Origin of the sequence: Enterocloster sp. OA13, from assembly GCF_022440595.1 — a bacterium.
Lineage (GTDB): Bacteria > Bacillota > Clostridia > Lachnospirales > Lachnospiraceae > Enterocloster > Enterocloster hominis.
Genome location: NZ_JAKNTF010000001.1, coordinates 3,854,751 through 3,876,207, shown reverse-complemented (window position 1 = coordinate 3,876,207; position 21,457 = coordinate 3,854,751). Strand labels below are relative to the sequence as shown.

At 42.7% G+C, this 21,457-nt stretch carries 18 protein-coding genes and 4 pseudogenes; 17 read left to right on the top strand and 5 right to left on the bottom strand.

Translation table 11 applies throughout. The features are described 5' to 3' along the window. Positions 1-106: 106 nt before the first annotated feature. Genes MCJ35_RS17175 through MCJ35_RS17160 form a run of 4 tightly spaced genes read left to right on the top strand, consistent with a single transcriptional unit; the run spans position 107 to position 7,406 of the window. Positions 107-277 carry a hypothetical protein gene (locus MCJ35_RS17175; RefSeq protein WP_025486244.1) on the top strand — a complete coding sequence of 57 codons (171 nt, stop codon included), beginning with the start codon at positions 107-109 and terminating at the stop codon, positions 275-277. Positions 278-321: 44 nt separating this feature from the next. Then, the gene (locus MCJ35_RS17170; protein ID WP_025486245.1) at positions 322-3,495 is read left to right on the top strand and encodes a helicase-related protein; all 3,174 of its coding nucleotides are present in this window, start codon (positions 322-324) and stop codon (positions 3,493-3,495) included. After that, positions 3,488-7,045, top strand: coding sequence for an Eco57I restriction-modification methylase domain-containing protein (locus MCJ35_RS17165; protein ID WP_240299586.1), 3,558 nt, complete (start codon positions 3,488-3,490; stop codon positions 7,043-7,045). Before MCJ35_RS17170 ends, MCJ35_RS17165 begins: the two co-directional genes overlap by 8 nt. A gap of 4 nt (positions 7,046-7,049) precedes the next feature. Further along, a complete protein-coding gene (locus tag MCJ35_RS17160; RefSeq protein WP_025486248.1) occupies positions 7,050-7,406 on the top strand; it encodes a hypothetical protein in 357 nt (118 codons plus the stop codon). A 351-nt stretch (positions 7,407-7,757) separates the two neighbouring features. Here the strand turns inward: MCJ35_RS17160 and MCJ35_RS17155 are convergent, their stop codons facing one another. After that, on the bottom strand, positions 7,758-8,534 hold the full coding sequence (locus MCJ35_RS17155) for an ATP-binding protein (protein ID WP_240299585.1): 777 nt from the start codon (positions 8,532-8,534) through the stop codon (positions 7,758-7,760). Positions 8,535-8,626: 92 nt separating this feature from the next. After that, a pseudogene (locus MCJ35_RS17150) lies at positions 8,627-9,390 on the bottom strand (IS5 family transposase). Positions 9,391-9,620: 230 nt separating this feature from the next. Between MCJ35_RS17150 and MCJ35_RS17145 the strand changes: the two are divergent. Both MCJ35_RS17145 and MCJ35_RS17140 read left to right on the top strand, forming a co-directional pair. After that, positions 9,621-10,076: a helix-turn-helix domain-containing protein gene (locus tag MCJ35_RS17145; RefSeq protein ID WP_025486251.1), complete on the top strand. Its 456-nt coding sequence runs from the start codon at positions 9,621-9,623 to the stop codon at positions 10,074-10,076. Continuing rightward, the gene (locus MCJ35_RS17140) at positions 10,001-10,711 is read left to right on the top strand and encodes an IS630 family transposase (RefSeq protein WP_155858482.1); all 711 of its coding nucleotides are present in this window, start codon (positions 10,001-10,003) and stop codon (positions 10,709-10,711) included. Before MCJ35_RS17145 ends, MCJ35_RS17140 begins: the two co-directional genes overlap by 76 nt. A gap of 311 nt (positions 10,712-11,022) precedes the next feature. Here the strand turns inward: MCJ35_RS17140 and MCJ35_RS17135 are convergent, their stop codons facing one another. Then, complete coding sequence (locus tag MCJ35_RS17135) at positions 11,023-11,358, bottom strand: ATP-binding protein (protein ID WP_353656123.1); 336 nt, start codon at positions 11,356-11,358, stop codon at positions 11,023-11,025. On the opposite strand from MCJ35_RS17135, the gene tnpB reads away from it, so the two are divergent. From tnpB to MCJ35_RS17110, 6 genes and pseudogenes are all read left to right on the top strand, one after another. After that, complete coding sequence (tnpB, locus tag MCJ35_RS32175; RefSeq protein ID WP_081739233.1) at positions 11,281-11,565, top strand: IS66 family insertion sequence element accessory protein TnpB; 285 nt, start codon at positions 11,281-11,283, stop codon at positions 11,563-11,565. The two genes, MCJ35_RS17135 and tnpB, sit on opposite strands and share 78 nt — an antisense overlap. Before the next feature lie 193 nt (positions 11,566-11,758). Continuing rightward, a pseudogene (locus tag MCJ35_RS17130) lies at positions 11,759-12,166 on the top strand (IS66 family transposase); the annotation flags it as partial. 61 nt (positions 12,167-12,227) lie between these two features. Next, positions 12,228-13,232 (top strand): annotated as a pseudogene (locus tag MCJ35_RS17125) (IS1380 family transposase); the annotation flags it as partial. A gap of 259 nt (positions 13,233-13,491) precedes the next feature. Next, positions 13,492-14,283, top strand: a complete 792-nt coding sequence (locus tag MCJ35_RS17120) for an RNA polymerase sigma factor (RefSeq protein ID WP_025486256.1) — start codon at positions 13,492-13,494, stop codon at positions 14,281-14,283. Positions 14,284-14,408: 125 nt separating this feature from the next. Continuing rightward, positions 14,409-14,675, top strand: a complete 267-nt coding sequence (locus MCJ35_RS17115; protein WP_025486257.1) for a DUF3795 domain-containing protein — start codon at positions 14,409-14,411, stop codon at positions 14,673-14,675. Positions 14,676-14,684: 9 nt separating this feature from the next. Next, positions 14,685-15,449 (top strand): GNAT family N-acetyltransferase, encoded by a 765-nt coding sequence (locus MCJ35_RS17110; RefSeq protein WP_025486258.1) that lies wholly within the window; start codon positions 14,685-14,687, stop codon positions 15,447-15,449. A 63-nt stretch (positions 15,450-15,512) separates the two neighbouring features. On the opposite strand, the gene MCJ35_RS17105 is transcribed toward MCJ35_RS17110, so the two are convergent. Then, positions 15,513-17,018 carry an FGGY-family carbohydrate kinase gene (locus MCJ35_RS17105; protein WP_025486259.1) on the bottom strand — a complete coding sequence of 502 codons (1,506 nt, stop codon included), beginning with the start codon at positions 17,016-17,018 and terminating at the stop codon, positions 15,513-15,515. Positions 17,019-17,067: 49 nt separating this feature from the next. After that, entirely contained in the window at positions 17,068-18,168 is a 1,101-nt protein-coding gene (locus MCJ35_RS17100) for a LacI family DNA-binding transcriptional regulator (protein ID WP_155858483.1), read from the bottom strand. 349 nt (positions 18,169-18,517) lie between these two features. Between MCJ35_RS17100 and MCJ35_RS17095 the strand changes: the two genes are divergently transcribed. From MCJ35_RS17095 to MCJ35_RS17080, 5 genes and pseudogenes are all read left to right on the top strand, one after another. Next, the gene (locus MCJ35_RS17095) at positions 18,518-19,321 is read left to right on the top strand and encodes a sugar phosphate isomerase/epimerase family protein (RefSeq protein ID WP_025486261.1); all 804 of its coding nucleotides are present in this window, start codon (positions 18,518-18,520) and stop codon (positions 19,319-19,321) included. Positions 19,322-19,327: 6 nt separating this feature from the next. After that, positions 19,328-19,381: pseudogene (locus MCJ35_RS32170) on the top strand (DUF6783 domain-containing protein); the annotation flags it as partial. A gap of 15 nt (positions 19,382-19,396) precedes the next feature. After that, positions 19,397-20,128, top strand: coding sequence for a triose-phosphate isomerase (locus MCJ35_RS17090; RefSeq protein WP_025486262.1), 732 nt, complete (start codon positions 19,397-19,399; stop codon positions 20,126-20,128). A gap of 11 nt (positions 20,129-20,139) precedes the next feature. Next, a complete protein-coding gene (locus tag MCJ35_RS17085) occupies positions 20,140-20,637 on the top strand; it encodes a secondary thiamine-phosphate synthase enzyme YjbQ (RefSeq protein WP_008718633.1) in 498 nt (165 codons plus the stop codon). A gap of 30 nt (positions 20,638-20,667) precedes the next feature. Then, positions 20,668-21,444 carry an SDR family oxidoreductase gene (locus MCJ35_RS17080; RefSeq protein ID WP_008718631.1) on the top strand — a complete coding sequence of 259 codons (777 nt, stop codon included), beginning with the start codon at positions 20,668-20,670 and terminating at the stop codon, positions 21,442-21,444. Positions 21,445-21,457 lie beyond the last annotated feature (13 nt).

Here is a 21,457-nt window from a genome sequence, read left to right as displayed (position 1 = left end):
ATCAAATAAAAAGATAAAACTGTAGAAACCATTAAAAACCATAGAGGTTCCAGTTGTTATTGTTCCGATAGTAGAATATAATATAAAATATTAGGAGGGCTATGCAATGGAATATTTAGCTACCACAGAAATAGCAGTAAAATGGAATGTTTCTTCTAGAAGAATAGGAGTTTTATGTACGGAAGGTCGTATTGATGGAGTAATTAAAAAAGGCAAGATGTGGTTGATTCTGGCAGATGCTATGAAGCCCGAAGATGGTCGTCTCAAAAAGAGATGAGTTAGATATACAATACCGAGAATACCTGCAAAGGAGAGAATACAGTGCATAACGATTTGACATTTTTTACAAATGAACCTGATAGAGATTTATATGGTAGATTCAGTAAAATATTACAAAGCAATACGCAGTTTTTTGATATTCTAGTCGGGTATTTTAGAACCAGCGGATTCTTCAAAATGTGTGAAGCGATGGCAGATGTAGAGAAAATCAGAATATTAGTAGGTCTGAATGTTGATAAATATACGGTTAAGATTATTGATAAAGCAAATAATGAAGTTGCTTTTGCGAAAATGACAGCGAAAGAGGCAAAAGAAGCTTTTGATGAAGATATAGTAAGTGAATTTGAAAAATCAGATACTACATCAGCGATTGAACAAGGGGTAAGAATCTTCGTGGAGTGGTTGAAGAGTGGAAAACTAGAGATGCGTATATATGTAGAGGCACCTATCCATGCAAAAGTATATATTATGCGTAAGAATATGGAGAAAACACCTGATACATACGGAAGTGTTATTACAGGCTCAAGCAATTTTTCGGAAGCTGGATTACAGAACAATCTGGAATTTAATGTAGAGTTGAAGGATAGTCGTGATGTACAGTTTGCCCTTGGAAAATTTGAAGAATTATGGGAAAAATCAGTACCTATTACAGAACAGTATATTGATACTGTAGAGAAAAAAACATGGTTGAGCAATGACATTACACCATATGAAATATATCTAAAGACATTATATGAATTCTTCAAAGAAGAAATCAATGCAGATAAGGAATTGCTAGGGGATGATTTACTGCCAGATGGATATATGCGTTTACAGTATCAGTTAGATGCTGTTGTTCAGGCACGAAAGATATTGGAATCTTACAATGGAGTATTTGTATCCGATGTCGTAGGTCTTGGTAAAACATATATTTGTGCAATGCTAGCTAAAAGCCTTCCAAAAGGAAGAAAACTCATCATATGTCCTCCTGTTCTAGTTGACTACTGGAAGGAAATATTGCAGGAGTTTGATGTTGCTGCAGAGGTACAATCTCTTGGTAAATTGGAGAGTATATTGGATAAAGGTGTAGATAAGTACAAGTATATTTTTATTGATGAGGCTCATAGATTTAGAAATCAAGGAACAGAGAGTTTCAGTAACTTGCATAAAATCTGTTATGGGAAAAAAGTAGTATTGATATCAGCAACACCTATCAATAACTATTCCAGTGATATAGAGAATCAGTTGTATTTATTCCAGCCAAAACATGACAGTACAATTATTGGATTGCGTGACCTTGAAGCGTTTTTTAAAGAACTACATAGAAAAGAAAACAAATTTTCAAAGGGTTCACAACAATATGTAAATCAACTTAGAGCAAATTCAGAGGAAATCAGAGATAAAATTCTTCGTCATGTTATGATTCGTAGAACACGTGGTGAAATCCTGCAGTATTATGTGGATGACCTTGCAAAGCAAGGATTAACATTTCCTAAATTAGGAAATCCTATACCGATTGCATATGAATTTGATGATGATACAAATATGATGTTCAGTGAGACGATTGATGTAATAAAAAATTTTAAGTATTCTAGATACAAGCCATTAACTTATCTTAAAGACACTAAGAAATTTGCATCTATATTAACCTCGCAGCACAATATGGGAGGGTTCATGAAATCCATATTGGTTAAGCGTTTAGAGAGTAGTTTCTTCGCATTTAAGAATACACTGGGAAGATTTCAGTCATCTTACGAAAAATTCATTGCCATGTATGATGAAGGGGAGGTATATATCAGTAAAAAGGTGGATGTTTACGACCTTTTAGATAGCGGTGATGATAATAAGCTGATGAAGCTGGTTGAGGATGAGACTATTATGCATTTTAAGTCGGAAGAATTTCAAGACCAGTTTATTAAAAATTTAAAATGGGACTTAACAAAGCTGAAATATCTTAGCCAGATGTGGGAAACGATTACCAAGGATCCTAAATTGAATCAGTTTAAAGAAGATTTGAAAAAAAATAAAAAACTTAAAGGTAATAAAAAGATTATCTTTACTGAATCAAAGGAAACTGCTGAATATCTGGAAAGAGAGCTTGAATCATTGTTTGGTGATAGAGTAATTGCATATACGGGTGCAAGTAGTATGGTTTTGAAGGCTGCGATTGAGGACAGCTTTAATCCTAAGATGAGAGAAAAGGATAATGACAAGTATGATGTGCTTGTAACAACAGACGTTCTTGCTGAAGGTATTAACTTGCATAGAGCAAATGCCCTGATAAATTATGACCTTCCATGGAATCCCACCAGAATCATGCAGCGTGTTGGGCGTATTAATCGTGTAGGTACAGAATTTGATGAAATATATGTATTCAATTTCTTTCCAACGGCTCAGAGCAGCAAGCATTTGCAATTAAAAGACCGCATTATTGAAAAGTTACAGGCTTTCCATGATACGTTAGGAGAGGATTTTAAGTACCTGTCAGATGAGGAGCAGGTTAGTTCGCAGAAGTTATTCCAAGATTTGAATGCTGATTTAAATGGAGATGAGGAAAGCGCTAACCCAGAATTAGCTTACTTGGCCATTATAAGACATATTCGTGATAATGATATCGATTTGTTTGATAAAATAAAAAGATTGCCACGAAAAGCCAAAACAGGAAGAATGTCAGAAAAAGTACGAGATGAGGCAACTATGACATTTATAAAGAAGGGATATCTAAAGACTTTCTATAGGACTGAATCCTATGATACAAAGCAGATATCATTTATAGATGCGGTATCGTACTTAAAATGTGAATCAGATGAACCAAGAATCAGTGTAGGAAATAAATACTTTGAACACTTTGATTATAATAATCAGGCTTTTGATGAATCTTTTACAAAAGAAGAAGTCATTACGACTTCAAGACCTGCTGTTGCAGCGAATGACCAGAAAATGATTCGATATTTGCGTGGTTTGTTAAATATCAAAACATTTACAGATGAACAGGAAGAAAATATTAAACGCATGATAAAAATCTGGGAAAACGGAGATATGCCGACGAATGATACAAAAAATATAGTAAAGAGTATTAAAAATATCGAAGATGGTGTAGAAGCTTACTATAAAATTGTATCTCAGGTCGATGACAAATATTTTGCTGGAAGAAAACAGATGGCAAGTCGTGTGGATGGAGAGGAAAAACAGGTAATCTTATCCTGCTACATGAAAGGGGTAGAAATTAATGAGTAGAAAATCAGATATTTTTGAATCAGTTTTAACAAATCCGTATAAACACGATTTGTTCATTGACTTTGTCAGAGAGTTTTTAAATGATGTTACGTTGGTAGCACCGACACAGTATAAGAAGGTATTTAACAATTTTTCGTATTATGTTGATGGATACTATCATATTGGTAATTATCAGGGTGATGATGGAGAAAAGATTGCTGTATTTTCAGTTGCACTAAAAAAGGGCGATTCAGTTGAACGTGCAAGGACTATGCAGAGGAACTTTATAAAACCGCTGATTGAAAATGGTAATTGTGCGGGTGCTTTGGTTGCCTTCTTTATGCTAGAAGAATCAGAAAAATGGAGACTTTCTTTTATTCGTCTGGATTATGAATTCTCGAAAGGGGAGGTGACGGAGAAACTGACACCTGCCAGAAGATATTCATATCTTGTAGGTAAGGGCGAGCCATGTAATACTGCGAAACAGAGATTGTTTCCTATATTTAATGATGATAAAAATAATTCTGGACTGGATGACATTGAAGAAGCATTTAGCGTAGAGAAGGTCACAAATGAATTTTTTCAGCTTTATTGCGAGAAATTCCATGAGCTTAGAGAATATCTGGAATCTAACGAAGAATTTATGCAAGAGGCTCAAATCAGAAATTTTACCAGTGAACAGTTTGCAAAGAAATTATTGGGACAGATTGTATTTCTCTATTTTATTCAGAAAAAAGGTTGGCTTGGAGTGGATGCAATTCCTGTAACTATGACAGAAAAGGAATATAATAAGGCATATTGGGCAAGGGGAGAAAAATCAAGGAATATTGTAAGCCGTGTATATGCGGTTCAGACAGATGGTACATATAAAATCATATTTGATAAATTGAAACAATTATCCGATGAGGATGAAGAATTTTTGGCAGGAATTGTAAAGGGGAAACCATGGGGAACAGGACCAAAAGACTTTATGCGAAAGATTTTTGAAGGATGTAAATCTGCTGGAAAGAATTTTTTTGATGATTATCTTGAACCATTATTCTATACTGGGCTTAATAAAAATCGTGGCGAAAATGGATTTTTTCCGCCATTACATCGTCGTATTCCATTTCTGAATGGTGGATTATTTGAACAGCTTGATAATTACGAGTGGGAAAATAATAATTTCAATATCCCGAATCATATTTTTTCTAATAAAGATGAAAAGGGCTCGAGGGACGCAGATGGCATTTTGGATATTTTTGACAGATATAATTTTACAATGAATGAAGATGAACCAATGGAGCGAGAAGTAGCTATCGATCCAGAGATGCTTGGAAAAGTGTTTGAGAATCTGCTGGATGTAAAAGACAGAAAATCAAAAGGGGCATTTTATACTCCTCGTGAAATCGTGCATTATATGTGTCAAGAAGCACTTATCAATTATTTGGTAAATAAAACAGGTATTTCGGAACAGGCAGTGCGTGATTTGATTCTATATGGCGAATACATGCGTGATGAGGATACAATAAAGACATTAAAAATAACAGATGATAATGGTAAGATGCATTATGAAATAGACAAGAATAAAGATATGCTGATATCTGAGGAGATATTCAGTTTTAAGAAGAAGGTAAACCGTTTGAAGGAACTGGATGATTTGCTCTCGTGTGTTAGGGTTGCAGATTTGGCTGTTGGCTCTGGTGCATTTCCGCTGGGAATGTTAAACGAGATAGTAAAGACACGTGAAGTTCTTACAGAATATCTTGCAATTGAGATGAATGGATTCCAGAAAAAGAGTTTTTATGCTTATGAGAGAAAACCATATGACCTGAAAGTTACTACAATTAAAAATTGTATCTTTGCATGTGATATCGAACCAAGTGCAATTGATATTGCGAAACTTCGGTTATGGTTGTCGATAGTTATTGATGATGAAATCGCTGATGAAGCTGGCAACGGAGAATTTGACGTACATACCAAACCAAGACAGTTACCAAATTTGGATTGTAACATCATATGTGGAAATAGTTTAATTGATGAATTTAAGGGAAATAAACTTATTACAGAAAGTGTGCTTTTGAATAATGTATCAGAAAATAGTCAGCTTTCTGTATTTCAAAGTGGAGTAGATGGGTTGATTAGTAAACTTATTGAATTGCAGGATAAGCTATTTTTTACCAAAGAGCATAGTGACAAAGAAGAGATTAAAGAAAATATCCAAAAAATATATAATGATATAGTCATGGAGCAGATACAGGGAAATCCTGTTTTAATTGAAGAGTATTATGAAAGCTTATTAGAACCATCAAGACCGTTTGTGTTATGGCAATTATATTTCCCAAAAGTATTCCGAGATAACGGTGGGTTTGATGTAGTTATTGGAAATCCACCATACATAGGTTTTCATAATGTACCGGATAAGGAATACTATAAAGACCATTATTATACAGCGAATGGAAAATATGATTTTTATGTACTTTTTATTGAAAAGGGAATTCGCTTGCTTACGCAAGGGGGATTGGTATCATTTATTTGTCCATCATACTTTTATAAAAGAAACTATGGTAAGAATACTAGAGACTTGCTGTTAAAGAACACAAGTATAAAATATATTGCAGATTTTTCGGATTATCAAATATTTAATACTGCATTAACATACACTTGTATTTTTGGAGCCCAGAAGGGGATGGGTGAAAACGCAAAAATAAAGATATTGGAAGAAAATTTGTCTGATAGTTCGGCATATTATATTGAACAAAGTGATTTAGAGGAACCAAATTGGAATATTGAAAAGGCAGAGGATAATTCAGTATTAAATAAGCTTTTACAATATTCGACAAAAAAATTTGGAGATGTAACACTCTCCATTTCGCAGGGTATTGTTACTGGATTTAATAATATTTATTTGATTTCGCAAGAAACTATATCGGACAATTCACTTGAACTGTTATATTTGGAACCGGCATATAAAGGAAAAGATATTCGAAATGGAAAGCTGATTGACACAGGGACATATGTATTTTATCCATATGTTATAGAGAATGGAAAAACAGTGGCAGTCTCAGAAGAAACCTTTAAACAGACATCACCTAATCTGTATGACTATCTATTAGAAAAGAAAGATGAATTGTCACAGAGAGATTATTTTAATAAGAGTTCTAAACAATGGTTTGAATTGTGGAATTCAAGAAAAAAAGAACATTTTTATAACAAAAAATTTGTTTTTGCAGAAATAAATATGTTTAATGATTTTGTACTTGTTGAAAAATGTTTTTATACAGATAGTGCATGTGGTGCTGAGCTGAGACAGGAATATAAACAATTTTATCCATATTTGTTACTGTATTTAAATTCTGATGTGGTAACATATGTCTATAAAAAAATTTCGGTTCCCAAGGCAAATGGATACTCAATATATAAAAATGCATTTCTGAAGGAATTACCAATTGTTTTAATTGAAGACACAGAACATATTTTTGAAAGAATGTCGCAAGAAAACTTTAATAATTATATACGTGAATATTTACATATTACAGATGATGAGAATGAATTGATAAATAGCACACTTAGTTCATACAAGGAAGGATGATTTTATGGAAATTGATAAAATTATGTCAGAGATTGATTGTAAAATTATAGATGAGGATGATGGCTTTAGAATATATAAGGTAGGTGGAAGAAAACACTTGTTGTATCTGGAATGTAAGGATGGAAGTTTCATAATGGAACGTGATATTTTCGAGTATCTTGATGGCAATAAATTACCATACAGTGTATTATTGTACAACATTTCAAAGGAACAGCTTTACTATATTGACTTACCGAAAGAAAATAATTGGGTAAAGTCATGCTTCATGACCTGTGATAAAGAGAAAATCTTTTTGGGAAAACAGGTGCTTAACAGTCGAATAGATATAAAAGAGTTAGTGGCTAAAATTAAAAAAATATAGAAGGGGATAAAAATGGCAGATATTAGGTATGAAATAAAAGAAGAGTTAGGCGTCTTATCAGAAAGTGCAAAAGGTTGGCACGTAAATGCTCAATAGCCAGTACCTTGACAATTATGGGGCCATAGTTATGCGCGGCCCGTTGAGTCCTGCTTTTTTTGTTTTCGTATGTGCTCCGATAGTTTCTCTGTAAACGCCAAATAGTAAGTACCTTTTCAAAATCATCATATGTGAGATAATAGACTCATATGCGGACGGACAAATTACTATCCAGTTGAATATTACGGTGCGGCGGAGCCGCCAGTCCAGTGTGGCGAGAGCCACCTGTCCGGACTAACGGAGCCACCTGTTTTGTTACTTAGATTGTGCCGGATCCAGACCGTATACTTCCCTCATCGAGAGATCTTTGGTCGGATCAATGCTTTCAATATCAATTTTGTATGAATCGTAGGATATACAATCCATGATGGCGTCTGCAAGGGTGCTTTCACCACCACAGATCTGCTGATACCACTCACTTTCACGGAACTGAGAGCAAAAAATCGTAGAGGATTTTTTCCGTCTCTTATGAATCAGTTCAAACAGGTTCCTAGCTTCAGCTTCTGTGAGTTTCAGCAGCAGCCATTCATCGGTAATCAGCAGTACTGGCTTGGTGTATTTTTTCAGAGTGGCAGCAAATGTGCCATTATCTCTGGCAGCCTGTAAGTCCAGTAATAAATCCGGAAGGCGTACATATTTTACCGAATAGAAATGCCTGCAGGCTTCCATACCAAAGGCACAGGCCATGTAGGTTTTACCGCTTCCGGTTGCTCCGGTAATAAAGATGTTACGGCATTCGGTGATGTATTCACAGGTTGCCAGTCTGCCAATCAGTGTTTTATTCAGTTTGCGGCCGGACTGGTAGTCAATCGCTGCTATACTTGCATCGGGCTGTTCCAGTTCTGCTGAACGAATCAGCCTTTTCAGCCGGTTATTCTTGCGACTGCTGTATTCAACATCGACCAGCATACCGAAACGGTCCTCAAACGGAACTTCCTTCATGCTGCTGTCATCCATCTGGGTACGGAATGCATCTGCCATGGAAGTAAGACGCATTTCAATAAGTTTATCAAGTGTACTTTGATTTGTCATGATTTTTTACCTGCATAGTATCTGGCACCTCTAGTAATGCCATGTGGTTTTGCTTCTGCCCTAGAGCCTGTTTGAAAATTATATATCCTTAGTCATTTTAACCAAATTAAGATTGAAGCAATGCATATGAACCCCAGATAGGTACTGGCCAGTTTATCATAACGTGTCGCGATTCTTCGGTAGGCCTTCAGTTTTAGGAAAAAACATTCTACTAAATGTCTTTCCTTATAAAGCCACCAGTCACAGTGACGCTCGAACCGGGCACCTTTTCTGGAGGGTATGGTAGGTTCCCCACCGTGGTCATAATTATAATCAATCAGCTGATTACTGTCATATCCTCTATCAGCCAGGACCTGGCTACCATTCAGGCTGATTTGTTCCAACAGTGGGATTGCCATATTGATATCGTTCCTCTGCCCCTCGCTCAACCGTAGATAGACTGGGTATCCATAAGCATCTACGATTGCATGGATTTTTGTGCTGGCCCCGCCCCGGCTATGGCCAATCAGATTTGCTGGCCCCCTTTTTTAGCTCCGGCACTATGCTGATGGGCTTTTACAATGGAGGCGTCCATACTAAGCTCCTCTAATTCGGCCTCAAGACTGAGTACATGGAAAATATTGTCCAGAAAGCCATCCTCAATCCATTTACGGAATCGGCTATAGACCGTCTCCCAAGGGCCGTAACGCTCCGGGAGATCCCGCCAGGGAGCGCCACTGCGTGCAATCCATACCATAGCATTGAGCATCGTGCGGTTATCCTTAGAAGGACGGCCAGGCCGGTTCGATTTTTCAGGAGGTAATAAAGGAGTAATTTGATTCCATTCCTGGTCAGTCAGTTCATATCGCTTCAACATAACGAACACCCCTTTTTCTTTTATTTTAACATGAAAAAGGGCAGTAAAACATATGTTTTGTGCAACTTTTAATTTTCAAACAGGCCCTAGTGTAGTATCTAGTTGTCAAATATACTTTAGTGTGATAACATTAAAGAAAAAGGCGGTTATTACACATAGCAAGAACAGGTTCAAATAATAAACGTAACCAAAAATATGAGGTGGTCCTTAATGATGAGCAGATTTCTTTTTTGAAAGCATTACTTTCCATGAATGAAACAACACTTACGATAAAGAAGCGCGCTCTGATCCTTCTTGCCCTACACAAAGATTCTGGTAAAAATCTTACCCACCGCCAGATTGCTGAAAGTCTGGATGTTTCTATTTCAACCGTACATTGTACGGTAAAACGTTTTGTGGACCTGGGGTTTGATGAATGTACTACGATTCACCGCAACCCCAGACAAAACAACGTCTGCAAAATACAGGGGGATCAGCAGGCCCGCCTGGTCCAACTGGCCTGTAGTGCAGCTCCTCAAGGCCATTCCTCCTGGTCCCTGCAGCTCTTGCGGGATAAAGCCGTCGAACTTAAAATCATTGAGCCTGTTGCCGTAGAAACCGTGCGCTCTGCATTAAAAAAAATGAACTGCAGCCTCACAAAAACGAATACTGGTGCATCCCCCCAAAGCAAAACGCAGAGTTCGTAGCCTGTATGGAAGAAATCCTGGATACTTATAAACTTCCTTACAATGAGGAAATCCCTGTTGTGTGCATGGATGAAAAGCCGTACCAGCTGTTGAATCAGGTTTTGAAACCTCTCCCCGTTAAGCCCGGCAGTATCCGGAAAGAAGATGCCGAATACAAACGGAAAGGGACGTGCAGTATCTTTGTCTTTGCACAGCCGCTGGCAAATTATCGCCACGCCAGTGTAAGAAAGACCCGTACCATGGTTGATTGGGCAGGGGAAATTGAATATTTACTAACTGTCATTTATCCGAACCAGGAAAAAGTCATACTGGTTATGGACAATTTAAACACTCACACATGTGCGTCACTTTATAAGGCATTCCCGCCAGAAAAAGCCAGGGAACTGGCGAAACGGCTGGATATCCGCTATACCCCAAAGCATGGGAGCTGGCTAAATATAGCAGAAATAGAACTCAATGTCATGACACGCCAGTGTTTAAAACGCCGGATACCAGATATCAATACCTTGTATTCAGAACTAATCGCCTGGGAAAGTACACGGAATAAAGTAAAAGGTACAGTAGACTGGCAGTTTACAACGGCAGATGCAAGAATCAATTTGAAGTCTCTTTATCCTAAAATTGTGCTTTCATAAAAAGGATACTTCACATAACTAAACTACTAATAACAACTAGTCATTACACTAGATGTAATAGAGCCCAAAGTGGCTCTGAATTACCGGAATTTGCGACTCCCATTCTCCGGAACAGTGGCTCTCAAAGTCCGGACAGTTGGCTCAAAGAGCCCCGGAATAATCACCAGTATTCTTAACGATATAAGGGAAGATGACATGGATAATGCATATTTTGGTTTAACGGCGTAGCCGTCACGCAGGAACTGCGTGGCGTTTCGTACCGATTTGCGTGAAACGCCACCGTCCTGTCGATAGTAAGTGTAAGCCGGTTTTTACGAATTCGGATTCCTCATGTTCCGGCCGCTAAGCTCCAGGCGGTACGCCTTGTGTACCATACGGTCAAGACAGGCATCCGCATAGGTGCTGTCAGCAAATAGCCCATACCATGCCTTTACGGGAAGCTGGGATACAAACATGGTTGACTTTCGTGACTCCCGGCTGTCAATCACCTCAAACAGGCCTCGGCATTTGTCGAGATCCATCTCCATAAGACCAAAGTCGTCTATAATCAGCAGGTCGAGTCCGGCCAGCTGGTTGACATATTCAAGATACCCTGCTTTCACCCTTGCGCGCTCCAATTCATTCATGAGCGCGTTTGCCCGGAATATACATGCAATCGCAGGCGCACATTAATCAAAATCCTCCAGTGGGACGGGTCAGGATTTTGGATTCTGATGAAACGCCTGGACCGTGATTCTTTTCATTGGCCGGACACACCGGATGAACTACAGAAAGTCACGTTAAAAGAAATCCATTGGCTGTGTGACGGGTTATCTGAATATTACGGTGCGGCCCGGAATAATCATTATCCTTGAAACCCAACGGCGCTTTTGAACGGCGTCACCCGAAGATTGTTATATAATCCCGGATTCTGTCAATTCGCAAAAACCGAAAATTCTTTTCTTATGCACGGATTTTCCTCAGCTCCCGAACGCAGTTTCCTATGGGAATGGAATCATTTCTATGGTATACTTTCAGTTAGAGATTAGAGAATGTTGAGGTTGCGTTATGGATCCACTTTTCACAGAGGAACAACTGAACAGGATGAGCAGGGAGGATATCATCTCCTTGATGAAAACCATGCAGGCGCATTATCAGAAACAGGAAACCAAGACCCAGGTCCTTGAGGAAAAAACAAAGGAACTGGAATTCCTGAACGCGATGCTTTCTGACCGTCTGACCCTTGCGCAGCGGAAACAGTTTGGCGCATCCAGCGAAAAATATGCGGATGGTTATACCCAGTTAAACCTCTTCAATGAAGCCGAACAGGAAGCAGACTTAAACGTGCAGGAGTCGGAAATGGAGGAAATCCATCCCTCCTCCTATAAAAGGAAGAAACGGTCCGGCAAAAAGGGAGAAGACCTTTCCGCTTTTGAGACCACGGAAGTGATCGAGTACAAGCTGGCAGGCACGGACTGATACTGTCCGGACTGTAATACCAAATATAAAGTTGTAACAAAAGAAACTGTCAAACGCTTTATCCAGATTCTTCAATCGCATGGATGAATCTACGCTGAACCAGTTTTATGACCTTATGCGTCGATTTCGTAAGATTGTATATTCGATTAAAAAACCAGGATTCATCCTGTTGGATCTGGACTCCACCTTTCTTGATACCTATGGCCACCAGGAAGGCGAAGGCTTTAACTTCCACTATCAGAGCCATGGTTATCATCCACTTGTCTGTTATGATGGAATAACCGGTGACCTGTTGAAAATCCAGCTTCGTGATGGCACGGATTATTCTTCCACCGGTGTAGTGGATTTTTTACAGCCACTGTTGGATGGGGTTCAGAATGATTATTCCAGTCTTCCGTTGCTCTTACGTGGAGACAGCGGATTTACAAAACCAGAGTTTTATAAGCAGTGCGAGACAAATGGTGTCTCTTATGCCATACGCTTAAAAGAGAGTAACCCTCTTCGGAGAATGGCTGCTGATATGGATGAGCACCTGACAGAAATCACAAAAAACAATCTTGTCTCTTACGCAGTTTCCTATGGTGAGTTCCTGTATCAGGCTGGCTCCTGGGAATACCCACGGCGCATTGTCTGTAAAGTCAAAAAGCCAACAGGGCAGTCCGTACACCTGTATACGTTTATCGTAACCAACATGGACTCATCGCCGGAACAGGTAATAAAGTTTTACTGCAAGCGCGGCACCATGGAGAACTTCATAAAAGAAAGTAAAAATGGATTTGATTTTACAGCTGTTAGCAGTTCATCAAAAATCGTAAATGCAAACCGCGTGCAGGTACACGCTCTGGCATACAACATTTTTAACTGGTTTAAACGTTTGGTATTACCCGAGACAATGCGTAAGCAATTGGTAGATACCATACGATTGAAATTGCTGAAGGCAGCAGCAAAAGTCGTTCATTCAGCAAGATATATCATATTCAAGCTATGCAGCAGTTGTTCTTATAAAAATGAATTCTACGAAACATTAGAAAACATAAGCAGGCTACAGCCACAGCTGGAATAACAAAAATCCTTGAACCTTGAAAACGAAAATGCTGCATTTTTAGATTTAGAGGGATTTTATACCCTTTTTTCAAAGAATTTTCCTGCTAAATCAGATTTTCGTCGGTTCAAATCAAACAAATTGAATTATTTCGTGAAGATTATAGTTCCATGAATAATTCAGAATAAGTTATATATTGTAGAAAAGAACAACCACAGTCCCTCCTTTATACCTCCCCAAAAAACAAAAAACTCCCCAACAAAATGAAAAGGAACCATAAATGGACAACAATACCTCCCTAACCATCGAATCAATCATCACCCAATACGCCTCCTATATCTACAACCTTTCCCTCAAACTCTCAGCCAACCCGGACAGAGCAGAGGATTTAGCCCAGGAAACCTTCATCAAGGCCTGGGCCAACATTTCTGCGGTAAAGAATGAGGATGCCATAAAATCATGGCTCCGCACCATCTGCATCAACGAATTCCGTATGATGATAAGAAAAGAAAAGCGTGGGACCATGGGGTACGCAGAGAGTATGGATGAGCTGGAACATGATGGGGAATTCCTGGTGGACCCCAGGCCGCTGCCCATTGATGAAGTCCAGGTGGCGGAGGAAGTTACCAAGCTGCGGGACGGCTGTTTCCTTGCAATGACGCGGAAACTGACATTGAACCAGAGGATGGTATTCTCATTGATTGATATGTTTGGCATCTCCATCAATGAGACAGCCCAAATCCTTGATTTGACACCCAAGGCAGTCAAGGGACTGCTGTACCGTGCCAGGATGAACCTGGAATCATTTTTCAATGACCACTGCAGCTTCATGGATATCCACAATCCCTGCCAATGCACGGCCTGGATTGAATTCATGAAGGATAGGAATACGTTCCAGGAAAAACTCAGGCAAAAGAAAGCGTATCTGGATTATCAGGAAAAGGGATATGTCCACAACCCTGAGACAGGCAGGAAAATGCTTTACTATTATCGTAATCTGCCGGAGCAGAGACCCTCACAGGAATGGTTTGAGAAGATAGCTGCATTGCTGTATGATCCGTCCTACTCATGATTTTAAAATAAAATCCGGACCGCCCGGGACTTTTGCTTAAAAATGTCATCTCTTATTATGTAAGGAAAAACATACACAAATAGAAATTTCCAAGCAAAAATACAAAGAGAAAAGAGGAATGGATAATGTTTCAGTCAAGATGCGGGGTATGCTGTGATTCATGCGAAAGGAAACAGGTTGTTAACTGCAGGGGATGCATCAATATGGATGCCCCTTTCTGGGGAGGCGTCTGCGGCGTCAAATCATGCTGTGAATCCAAGGGGTTGAACCATTGCGGGGAATGTGATGGGTTTCCCTGTGAAATGCTGTCAACCATGGGAGTGGAAGAGGGATTTGACCCGGCGCCCAGGTTGGGGCAATGCAGGAAATGGGCCTGTGAAAGGAAGGAGTGAAGCCGTGTCATGGTTATCAGACTGGACATCCCGCAAAAAGCCAATCCGCTTTTTGTCCATTGGGATGAAACCATAATCTGGTCCTGCCTCCAGGGGATAATGGGGGAAATCTATGCGGACAATGGGGAATATCCCGTGTCTGCAATGGCTGCTCTGGGGGATTTCTGCTTTTTGGCAGGAATCCCAAACCGCGAATTGGTTCTGTACAGGCCGGACTGCTGCCATGATGAAGTCATAATGGTACCTCAAAATGACAGCTGGTCCGGTCTGATTGAATCGTGTTACGGAACCAGGGCTGAAAGGATAACCCGCCATGCAATCAAAAAGGAGCCGGATGTATTTGATAAGTCAAGGCTCCGGCGGGCTGTTTCCTCCCTTCCGCCTGGTTTTACCATCAGGATGATGGATGAGGATTTATATGACCAGTGCAGATTAAACGCCTGGAGCCGGGACCTGGTTTCCCAATACCCGGATTATGGAATGTATGAAAGGCTTGGGCTGGGGGTCGTGGCATTAAAGGACGACCAGCCGGTTTCCGGCGCATCCTCCTATGCAACCTATAGGGAGGGGATTGAGATAGAAATCGATACCCGGGAGGAATATCGGCGCATGGGCCTGGCATATGCATGTGGAGCCGGATTAATCCTGGAATGCCTTGAGAGAAATATTTATCCAAGCTGGGATGCGCACAACCTGGAATCCGTTGCGCTGGCAGAAAAGCTGGGATATCATTACGACCACCCATATCCGGCATTTCTTATCCACCCATATTAGCCGCATACGGATATGATTGGATGCGGTTTTTTGAGGGATGGGGCTGTAAAAGGCTGGGGTTCCTCAATGTTTTTTGCCCGACTCCCGCCTGACCGCATCCATCCGGTAAGCCCCGGCCAGTGCATCATACACGTTTTCAAACACTTCATATGTTTTCTTGTATTTTTCATGGCAGGAAGGCTCATATCTCTTTTTAATGGAAATGCATTCCCTTACCGCATCTTCATAAGAAGGAAAGAAGCCTTCCGAAACAGCGCCGATGATGGCAGCTCCCAGACAGGGGGCTTCTTCATTTTCCGGAACCTCGATTACCTGCCCTGTGATGTCGGACTTAATCTGGGTCCAGAGGGAGGATTTGGCGCCTCCGCCAGTGGATATGATTTTGCTGATAGGGATTCCGGATTTTGCCATGTAATCCAGGTTCTTTTTTAAAAGACAGGCAACCCCTTCCATGATTGCCAGGGCAAGGTCATACTGGTCATGGGATGCGCGGAGCCCAAAGAAGACGCCGGAAGCATTTTCGTTAAAATCAGGTGAATTGACGCCGGTAAGATACGGCAGGAATACCGGGGGAACCCTGTCAGGCCGGGACTCAATTATCTGGTTTATCTGGGAAAATGATACGTCCTTCAGGAATGTGTTCCGATACCATTCCAGGCTGAACCCGCCGCTTTCACAGACAGGCAGCAGTACGTAGGTCCCGGGAAAGGGACCGCAGTTCAGGGGCAGACGGCTGTCGTCAAAGAGGGGGCCGCGGACCATGGCTGCAATGGAAAGCACGGTGCCTGCTGACTCGCTGACCAGTCCTTCCTGGATATTGCCGGTTCCAATCATTCCGGCAAAATGGTCCAGCGTCCCCACGTTAATCTTTGTGTCAGGAGTAAGGCCTGCATTGCCATGGGCCAGTTCAGGAAGCAGCGTTCCCGCAATGCTGCAGGGCGGCAGCAGCTCCGGAAGCTGTGACAGGCTGACCCCGCAGAAACTGAGGATATCCGCCCAGTAACATTTTCGGATAATATCAAAATAATGTGAAAAGCTGTAAATGGAGTAATCACCGGCCATACGCCCGCAAAGCCGGAATATGATATAATCCTTTAAAAGAAGGTAATGGGCCGTTTTCCTGAATACGTCAGGTCTGTGTTCCCGCATCCACAGCATCTTGGTTATGGGCCAGGTGGGAATCAGTTCCGGCTGTCCGGTGGTATGATAGCACAGGTCAGCTGGAAAATGCTCAGACAGCAGGGCGCACTCCCCGCCGGACCGCATATCCATCCATGAGATGGCCGGATGGATGGGCTGCCTGTCCTGCCCCAGGAGAATCAGGGATTCGGCCTGACCTGTCAGTACAATCTGAACCACATCCCCGACATTGGCGTCCTTCCCGGCGCCAGCCGCCTTCTGTATCATTTCTTCGATGGAACGAAAATACCTATCGCAGTCAAATTCCACAAAATCCCCATCCCTGTCATACTGCACGGTTTCTGAAAGAGTGGCAATTGGGTGAAGCTTTTGGTCATAGACCGAGACTTTAATGTTGGTGGTGCCTAAATCAATGGAAATAATGTTCATAAACCTAACCCTCCTGTAACATGATGATGGCCGTTGCCCAGGCCCCGCTTTATTTTTTCTTATAAAGATTATATACAGAGCTGCGTTGGACCAGGTACGGTTCCAAGGAGAACACGCAGGTATCGGTCCTATTTTCCAGCAGGACAGCATTCAATATGCTGATGCAGCTTTCCGCCATCTTTTCCCTGGGAAGATGGATGGTGGTGAGGGGAGGCATGGAAAATGCTGACAGAGGATTATCATCGAATCCAATGACGCTGATGTCCTCAGGCACCCGCAGGCCGAACTGGGACGCTGCCTTATAGACCCCGTGGGCCAGTGTATCATCAAAAGTCAGGACACCTGTGAACGGCACGCTGAAACGGCCGGATTCATGGTCCCACAGTTCGTTCATGATCTGGAATCCGCCCATGATGGAGGAGTTACAGGTATCCTTTATCATATCATCATGGAAGGGAACCCCATATTCCTCAAAGGCCCGCCTGATTCCAATGACAAATTGGCTGCTGATGGGTATGGTCAGGGGAGTGGTGATGACCAGGCAGTCCCGATGACCTTTGGAGAGCATCTCGCAGGCAGCCATATAGCCTCCCTGGGCATAGTCCACATGCACATGATGGCAGTTTACGGACTCATAGCGGGCACCCTGGAGGATAAGCTTCTGGGTAATGCCTGAGAGCAGGTTCAGGTTCTCTGGGTTGGTGGTGGTTGGCTCCAGTATGACAAAGTCCGGCTGCCGCGATAAGACTGTTAAAATATTGGCAAGCTCCTGCTTCTCACTGAACTGGGAATCAAATATCATGGTGGTATATCCGTGATTGGCCATTTCAATGGAGATATTGCGGAAAATATAAGTCAGGGCCGGGTTCTCGATATCATTGAAAATAACGGCAATGGTTTTGGTGGAATTGCTCCGGAGTCCCTTGGCCAGGGAATTGGGGGTATATCCCATCTCCTTGGCTGTGTCCAGGACCAGCCTGCGGGTTTCTTCCTTGACCAGGGGATTGTTGTTAAGTGCCTTGGAGACAGTGGAGAAGGAGATTCCCAGTTCCTTGGCAATGGATTTAATTGTAACAGGTTTATTAGAAGCTGTATCGGCCATAAGATGAATGTATTGTGCAGGCAAATCTGCTGCAATACATAAATTCACCCCTTTCCTTTGTTATTTATGTAACATGGTTATGGTAACATGATTTCATTGGTTTCAGCTTACACTTTTATTACAACGTTGTCAATAGTCGTTTTATAGAATATTTAAAATTTCTGGAAAAAAACCAGTTGTAAAATCATTATAATCAAGGATACTTCTGCTATTTGCACGAAAAAAAGACAAAAAACAAAGCATAATAAACAAAAAACTAAGAAAAAATAAAAATCTATTGACAAATCCGACACACGATTATATGATAATTACAACGTTTGAAATATTTAAACGGAGGCTCAATGAGCCAAAATTTTTTAACTAATAATTACAACGTTGTAAATGAGGAGGGAAATTCATGAGATTATCGTGTACCAGCACCATGGTTCCGGGAAAGGACCTTACGGAAAAGGCCAGGAACCTGAGCCGATGGGGATATGAAGGCATTGCTGTTTTTGTGGACTATGAAGATTGGAACCAGGAACTGTACCAGGAGCTTTTATCCTTACAGGAACGCACGGGAGTCGTTCCTTGTGAGTTCGCTTTTGGGGATGGGATATATGGGCATCTGATGGACAGGAATCCTGACATAAGGAAGAGGAGCAGGGAAATGTACAAGCTGGCTGCCAGGATCAGCGGTGAAATCGGCGCTGTGACTGAACTTGAATTCGAATACGGACCGCAGTCACCTCTTCCGCTTTTCCATCCGTATGCGAAGATGGGGAAGGAGGAGGAACAGGAGTTCTGTGAGATGTACCGGGAACTGGCGGAACCATTAAAAGGCACGGAAGGAAAAATGCTTTTAGAAGGAATCAACCGCTACGAAAGTCCCTACTTAAACAGCATCAGGGACTGCAGGGACATGGTTGAGTCCCTTGGCTTAAAGGAGGCAGGTGTCCTGGCGGATTTCTTCCATATGTCCATCGAGGAGTCCGATTACAGGGAAAGTATCCTCTATGCAGGGGAATACATAAAACATGTCCACCTGGGCGACAGCAACCGCCTGCTTCCGGGACACGGGATGACAGACTGGAAGGCATGCTTTGATGCGCTTAAGGAGATAGGGTACAAGGGGTTTGTGAACCTGGAATGCAGCACCTGCGGGAATCCGGCGCTAACATTGCCTGAAACGGCTGATTACCTCAGGAAACTGATTGGATAAGAAGTACCCGCAAAGTGGGGCGTGCAGATGGCGGGAATGAATTTTCAAACACGCCCTTAGGGAAGGATTTACAATATGGAAGGATTTACAATCAGGAAACCGTTTTTTGAAATAGGACCCAAGACATACATATATGGAAAGAAGGCCTTGGAACTTGCCATGGCGGCAGACCGGGCCGGCAGGAAGTACCAGGTGGACATCATATTTTCAGCCCAGTACACGGACATCCGGCCCATCGCAGAAGCCACCAGCCATATCAAGGTATTTGCCCAGCACATGGATCCGGTTTATCCTGGCAGGGGGATAGGGGCCGTGCTGCCGGAAGCCCTTAAGGAGGCAGGGGCGGCGGGCGTCCTGTTAAACCATGCAGAAAGGCCCCTGACCCTTGACGGAATCCGCAGGTCGGTTGTAAGGGCAGGGGAAGTGGGGCTGGCAACGCTGGTGTGCGCAGGAACGCCCCAGGAGGCAGCGGCGGTGGCGGCCCTTGGCCCGGACATGATACTGGCGGAAGCCCCCGGACTGATTGGAAAAGGGGCAAGAGGACCAGGGGACATGGAGGAGATAGACAGGATTAACCAGGCGGTGCACAGGGTGGCGCCTGGGATGATGATACTGCACGGCGCAGGAATCAGTGATGAAAAGGATGTATATGAGGTCATAAAAGCAGGAGCGGATGCAACCGGCTCCACCAGCGGGATCATGAAGGCAGACAATCCATGTGAAATGATGGAGAAAATGATTGCCTCCGTGGCAGCCGCGTGGACTGCCCGGCATCAGACATGCCAGGGCCAGGAACGAGGACGATAAGGAGGATGATTATGGCGGTATATCATGAAATCATTCCTGTTGAGACAGACAGGAGGGTAAGCTTTGAGGATGTGACGGAAAAGGTACAGGATATTGTGGAACAGTCAGGCATACGCAATGGGCTGGTGAATGTCTTCTCACAGCATACAAGCTGCTGTGTATTCATACAGGAGGACTCAGAGGATGAAACCTACTGGCACACGCCGTTGATATTACAGGATATGGTCAATGCCATGGAGAAAGTGTTCCCCACCTGCCGGAATGAAGGCCAGTATCTTCATCCTGGACCAATCCACACAAAAAATGCAATGGAACTCAGGGACGAGAAGCCGGAGTGGCTCCTGAACACGGATGGTCATCTGCGCTCCGTGCTGTTAGGCCGTTCCGAGACCATTCCCTTGGTTGAGGGGGAGATGACGCTGGGGGAATTCGGGCGCATATATTTTTCTGACATGGACCAGACAAGGGCCAGGGAACGCAAGGTACGGGTGCAGATAGTAGGGGAATAAAACATATATGGATAAAACTAGGAGGTAATCATGGGAATTCTTGAGAAAATGAGGCTGGACGGAAAAAAGGCATTTGTAACAGGCGGCGCACGCGGGATTGGGAAATGCATTGCCATTGCACTGGCGGAAGCAGGCGCGGATGTTGCCATTGTGGATGTGGACCTGGAGGAGGCAGAGAAGACTGCCCGGGAGATTGAAGCTGCAAACCATACCAAAACAATCGCGGTTAAGACCGATATCACCAAACCGCAGGAAGTGGATGATATGATGGCCCGGATACTGGAAGCGTTCGGCAGGCTGGACGTGGCATTCTGCAATGCGGGAATCGGCCACGGCGTCCCGGTGGAGGATGACAACCTGGCTGACTGGGACCGGGTCATCCAGGTCAATTTAAACGGAACCTTCCTGACCGCCCAGGCAGCCGGAAGGCAAATGATCCGGCAGGGCGGCGGCTCCATCATTAACACGGCCTCCATGTCCGCCCATATCACCAACATCCCGCAAAAGGAGTGTTCCTACGCGGCGTCCAAGGCTGGCGTCATTGCAATGTCCAGGAACATGGCAGTGGAGTGGGCGGATAAGAATGTAAGGGTCAACACCATAAGCCCCGGCTATATGGCCACGGAAATGACGCTCAATGACCCTGGACTGGTTCCTTTAATCGGAAAGTGGGAGGAAATGATCCCGGTACACCGTATGGGCAGGCCGGAGGAGCTGCAGGCCATTGCCGTGTATCTGGCAGGGGATATGAGTTCTTATACAACAGGCGCGGATTTCCGCGTGGACGGCGCGTACACCTGCTTCTGATGCAAAATGCAGC

Excerpts from the sequence above, each read along its gene's own strand:
- MCJ35_RS17105 (WP_025486259.1), bottom strand. The coding sequence starts at position 17,018 with ATGAACATTATTTCCATTGATTTAGGCACCACCAACATTAAAGTCTCG.
- MCJ35_RS17155 (WP_240299585.1), bottom strand. The coding sequence starts at position 8,534 with ATGACAAATCAAAGTACACTTGATAAACTTATTGAAATGCGTCTTACT.
- MCJ35_RS17165 (WP_240299586.1), top strand. The coding sequence starts at position 3,488 with ATGAGTAGAAAATCAGATATTTTTGAATCAGTTTTAACAAATCCGTAT.
- MCJ35_RS17080 (WP_008718631.1), top strand. The coding sequence starts at position 20,668 with ATGGGAATTCTTGAGAAAATGAGGCTGGACGGAAAAAAGGCATTTGTA.
- MCJ35_RS17090 (WP_025486262.1), top strand. The coding sequence starts at position 19,397 with ATGGAAGGATTTACAATCAGGAAACCGTTTTTTGAAATAGGACCCAAG.
- MCJ35_RS17095 (WP_025486261.1), top strand. The coding sequence starts at position 18,518 with ATGAGATTATCGTGTACCAGCACCATGGTTCCGGGAAAGGACCTTACG.
- MCJ35_RS17175 (WP_025486244.1), top strand. The coding sequence starts at position 107 with ATGGAATATTTAGCTACCACAGAAATAGCAGTAAAATGGAATGTTTCT.
- MCJ35_RS17085 (WP_008718633.1), top strand. The coding sequence starts at position 20,140 with ATGGCGGTATATCATGAAATCATTCCTGTTGAGACAGACAGGAGGGTA.
- MCJ35_RS17115 (WP_025486257.1), top strand. The coding sequence starts at position 14,409 with ATGTTTCAGTCAAGATGCGGGGTATGCTGTGATTCATGCGAAAGGAAA.
- MCJ35_RS17110 (WP_025486258.1), top strand. The coding sequence starts at position 14,685 with ATGGTTATCAGACTGGACATCCCGCAAAAAGCCAATCCGCTTTTTGTC.
- MCJ35_RS17160 (WP_025486248.1), top strand. The coding sequence starts at position 7,050 with ATGGAAATTGATAAAATTATGTCAGAGATTGATTGTAAAATTATAGAT.
- MCJ35_RS17120 (WP_025486256.1), top strand. The coding sequence starts at position 13,492 with ATGGACAACAATACCTCCCTAACCATCGAATCAATCATCACCCAATAC.